Source organism: Ruminococcus sp. (assembly GCF_045129435.1).
In the GTDB taxonomy this organism is placed as follows: domain Bacteria; phylum Bacillota; class Clostridia; order Oscillospirales; family Acutalibacteraceae; genus Ruminococcoides.
This window is the reverse complement of the sequence record NZ_JBGVJL010000003.1, coordinates 1-3,968: the sequence shown is the minus strand read 5'-3', so window position 1 is coordinate 3,968 and position 3,968 is coordinate 1. Positions and strand designations below refer to the sequence as shown.

Genomic DNA, 3,968 nt, shown 5'->3' with positions numbered 1-3,968 from the left:
TTTTTGTTTCATTTAGAATAGAATTTATACGCTAAAATAAAAATTTGGTCAACGTTTTTCAAGGTTTGTGGTTGGGGCAAACGCCCACAATACTTTAAGCTAACGCAAGGTTTTGATAGCCAAACAGCTTGCTGTTTGGCGGCTTGAACACAACAGCGAAAGCCTTATAATTGTGGTAGCAACACAAAAAGTCATTTTCCTTTATTATTTTATTAATGAAGTATTTCTTTTAAAAGGCTGTCGCCTGTTTTATCAAACTTTGCCTCATTACACAAACAGCATTGCTGTTTGTGTCTTACAAATTGCAATGAAAACAACTTTTCTTGGGCGTTGCCCAAACCTGCGAGCCTTTAAAAAGGCTCGACCTAAATTTTTTGTCCGAGTTGAAAGCACAGGCAAAATTTAAAGTCTTTAACTCCCGACCATTACTAAGTTGTTGTCGGGAATTTAATAATTAAATACTTTAGATAAAAATCTAACATAAAAACAGAAAGCTATACAATAACTCCAAGGCATAGCATATTGAGCATAATATTATATTCAGGCTCAAAGTCGGAGAGAGGCAGAGGGTTTTTGCCCTTGCCCATTTCAATGGTGAGAGCAGGTCGGCGGAATTTTTCAATAAACCAATCCTTAAAGCCGCCGCCTGTTGCAATATCTTCAGGTACGGAGATGTTGTATCCGCTTGCCTGAGAAAGCACAGACGCAAGGCGAAAACTCATAACCGGTGTGTGCTTGCCGAATGAACAGTAAATTTCTCTGCCTTGGCTATGAAAAGCAATCGCCCTTTCGTAATTGTTGCGTTTGCAAAGGTTGGTGAGAGCCTTTGTTTCCGGTTCACTTTCGGGAGCATTTCCGCCAAAGCGTGTGGCTGACGGAGCTTTAATATTCATACTAAGCTCACGATTTTTAAGCTCGTTCCAGCCTGCGTTGAAGTTGTGGTTGATGTCCACGCCTCTTGCGTTTGCCTGCCATATCTTATTTTCCTTTGACGCTTTGTCAACAAGCGACTTGTATTTGAGGGCAGCATCAGAGCCGTGAATAGCAATTTCCACTCCGTCGGGATTTACGCAGGGGACAATAGTCAGTCCCTTTTCACGCAGAAAATCTCTGATTTTGTAACGGCCTACAACAGAATCGTTCTGCATAGCGTCGGCACATTGCTCAAAAAATTTGAGTACTGCCGTAACAGTCAGATATTCCGAACCGTGAAATCCCGCACAGTACAGCACGCAGTTTTTTGTGTTGCCGATGTGCAGTACATCAATGCACCTGCCACACACACTTTTGCCCGCAAAGGAATGGTGCACAAAGCTGTACTTTTCGCAGATGTCGTTAATAATTTTTCTTCTTGTCTGATAGTCGGGCATTACATTGTAGTCAGTCATAAAATTTTCCTTTCTGTTTTTTCCTTTAAATTAAAATTCAAATGAGGTATCGGTATGAAGCTATTTGAAAAGACCTTGAACAGTAATTCTGTTTTTGACGGCAGAATTTTGCATATTACAGTTGACGATGTTGAGCTTGAGGACGGCAAAAAATCCAAAAGAGAGGTAGTCAACCATCCGGGCGGCGTTACTGTTGCCGCACTTGATGAGGACAATAATCTGCTTTTTGTAAGACAGTTCCGCTATCCGTATAAGGAGGTTGTACTTGAACTGCCTGCAGGCAAGCTTGAAAAAGGTTCAACTCCGCTCGAAAACGGCAAGCGTGAATTGCTTGAAGAAACCGGAGCAGAGGGCTATTCCTACACTTCTCTCGGTCAGCTTTATCCGTCGCCGGGCTATACCAACGAGATAATCCATCTTTATGTATGCAGAATAAAAAGCGTTGGCGAAAGCAAGCCGGACGAGGGCGAGTTCTTGAATGTAGAGAAAATTCCACTTGACAAGGCTGTTGAAATGGTGCTTAACAATCAGCTGCCCGATGCCAAAACTCAGGTTGCCGTTCTCAAGACAGCTATGCTGCTCAAAAGCGGCAAAATTTAACTTGCAGGTGGTCTGCAATTAAGGTATGAATAAATATATGCAAACTTTTTTTGAAATATTACCCGAAAAAATCAATACTTCGGTTGCACTCGGCTTTTTTGACGGCTTGCACATCGGTCACCGCAAGGTGATAAACGAGGCGGTGCAGGGCAGAGAAAACGGACTTGTGCCAATCTGCTTTACATTTGCACAAAGTCCCAAAAGCGTGTTGAGCGGTCAGCCACAGGAAGCCTTGATGAGCCTTGAAAATAAAAAGGCTGTACTGTCAGAAATCGGAATTGAGCATTTGTATATGTGCGATTTTAAGTCGGTTGTCGATATGCCGGCAAGAGAATTTGCGGAAGAAACGCTGATTAAAACGCTGAAAGCAAAAAAGCTTTGCTGTGGTTTTAACTACACCTTCGGCAAAAACGGCGAGGGCAATACAAAAATGCTTGAGGAAATCTGCAAGGAAAACGGCATTGAACTCAAGGTACTGCCACCCGTTACGGAAAAAGAGGGAGTAGTTTCCTCAACGCTTATCAGAGAACTTGTTAAAAACGGCGATGTCAGGAGAGCAAACGAACTTTTAGGCTCGGATTTCGGCTTTAGCGGTGAAGTTGTACACGGTCAGCATTTGGGCAGAGAGCTTGGTACTCCAACGCTTAATCAGGCGTTGCACGATGAATTGGTTGTGCCGAGATTTGGTGTGTATGCGTCCTGCGTTACACTTGCTGACGGACGAAAATTCTGCGGTGTAACGAATATCGGTGTAAAGCCGACAGTCGGCAAATTTGCTCCGCTGTGCGAAACATGGATGCCTGATTACGAGGGAGAAGAACTGTACGGCAAGACTATTGATGTGCGACTGATTAAATTTATCAGAGGTGAAAAGAAATTTTCATCACTTGATGAATTGAAAAAAGCTATCTTCGATAATGCAAAGACAGCTAAAAATATGTTTGATGAAAAAATAAAGTCCGACAATTAATGAAAGTTGTCGGACTTTTGCTTTAGATGTATGGTCGGATGATTTGATTTTAAGATTCTTATTATTAGAAAAATCAGAATTTAGTTGTTACAAAAAATTAAAATTTAGGTCGAGCCTTTTTAAAGGCTCGTGGGTTTGGGCAACGCCCAAGAAAAGCTGTTTCCTTTGCAATTTGTAAGGCACAAACAGCAACGCTGTTTGTGTGCTAAAGCAAGGTTTGACAAAACAGGCGACAGCTTTTTAAAAAGAATTGATTTATAAATAAAAAAATATCTTTTCTGTTTTGTGTTGCTATCGCATTATAAGGCTTTCGCAATTGCGTTCAAGCCGCCAAACAGCAAGCTGTTTGGCTATTAAAACTTTGCGTTAGCTTAAAGTATTGTGGGCTTTGCCCACACCCACAACCTTTGAAAAAGGTTGACCAAATTTTTTGTCCGAGTATAAAATCTGTATAATTTAAGCAAAAAATTCCCGACCGTTACAATCAATCATTTAACAATGTCAACCCAATATTAAGTTTTTTGCTATTTTTTATTAAACTTTTTCACTTTTTCAGAAAGGTCTTTTAATTCGTCCTCTGAAAGGTCGGGCAGATGCTCGAGGTCGTCAAGAAATTTTGCTACGCTTTCTTTTTCTCTCAGCTTGGTGCTTTCAATGTAGTAGCTTGTAATGATTCCCGGTACAACCGCTACTATCAGAATAGAGCAAATCGAAAGGAAAATTGACATTGCTCTGCCCAAGAGTGTAACCGCTGTTATGTCGCCAAAGCCGATGGTTGTTGCCACACTAAAGCAGTACCATACGCTGTCAAAAAGTTTTGTTATATTCGGCTCAACTATCCACACACCCACGCTCACGCAGGCAAAAATTATAATGTAAGTAGTCAAAAATTTCAACGCACCTGTTCGCTTGAGCACGATTTTTATAAGTCGGGTTTTCTTCATATTTCCACCGCCGATTACTTTATAACAAAATTATATCAATCACAGCCTTTGCAGTCAATGTTTTTG

The 3,968-nt window shown here is 41.1% G+C and carries 4 protein-coding genes; 2 read left to right on the top strand and 2 right to left on the bottom strand.

Translation table 11 applies throughout. The features are described from left to right. Nucleotides 1-494: 494 nt before the first annotated feature. A complete protein-coding gene (locus ACJMMI_RS00060) occupies nucleotides 495-1,388 on the bottom strand; it encodes a M14 family metallocarboxypeptidase (RefSeq protein WP_405352321.1) in 894 nt (297 codons plus the stop codon). Nucleotides 1,389-1,442: 54 nt separating this feature from the next. Here ACJMMI_RS00060 and ACJMMI_RS00055 point away from each other — a divergent pair, with 54 nt between their 5' ends. Both ACJMMI_RS00055 and ACJMMI_RS00050 read left to right on the top strand, forming a co-directional pair. Further along, nucleotides 1,443-1,988, top strand: a complete 546-nt coding sequence (locus tag ACJMMI_RS00055) for an NUDIX domain-containing protein (protein WP_405352320.1) — start codon at nucleotides 1,443-1,445, stop codon at nucleotides 1,986-1,988. A 25-nt stretch (nucleotides 1,989-2,013) separates the two neighbouring features. Beyond that, nucleotides 2,014-2,958 carry a bifunctional riboflavin kinase/FAD synthetase gene (locus tag ACJMMI_RS00050; protein WP_405352318.1) on the top strand — a complete coding sequence of 315 codons (945 nt, stop codon included), beginning with the start codon at nucleotides 2,014-2,016 and terminating at the stop codon, nucleotides 2,956-2,958. Nucleotides 2,959-3,482: 524 nt separating this feature from the next. On the opposite strand, the gene ACJMMI_RS00045 is transcribed toward ACJMMI_RS00050, so the two are convergent. Further along, a complete protein-coding gene (locus tag ACJMMI_RS00045) occupies nucleotides 3,483-3,902 on the bottom strand; it encodes an ion channel (protein ID WP_405352317.1) in 420 nt (139 codons plus the stop codon). Nucleotides 3,903-3,968: the final 66 nt, after the last annotated feature.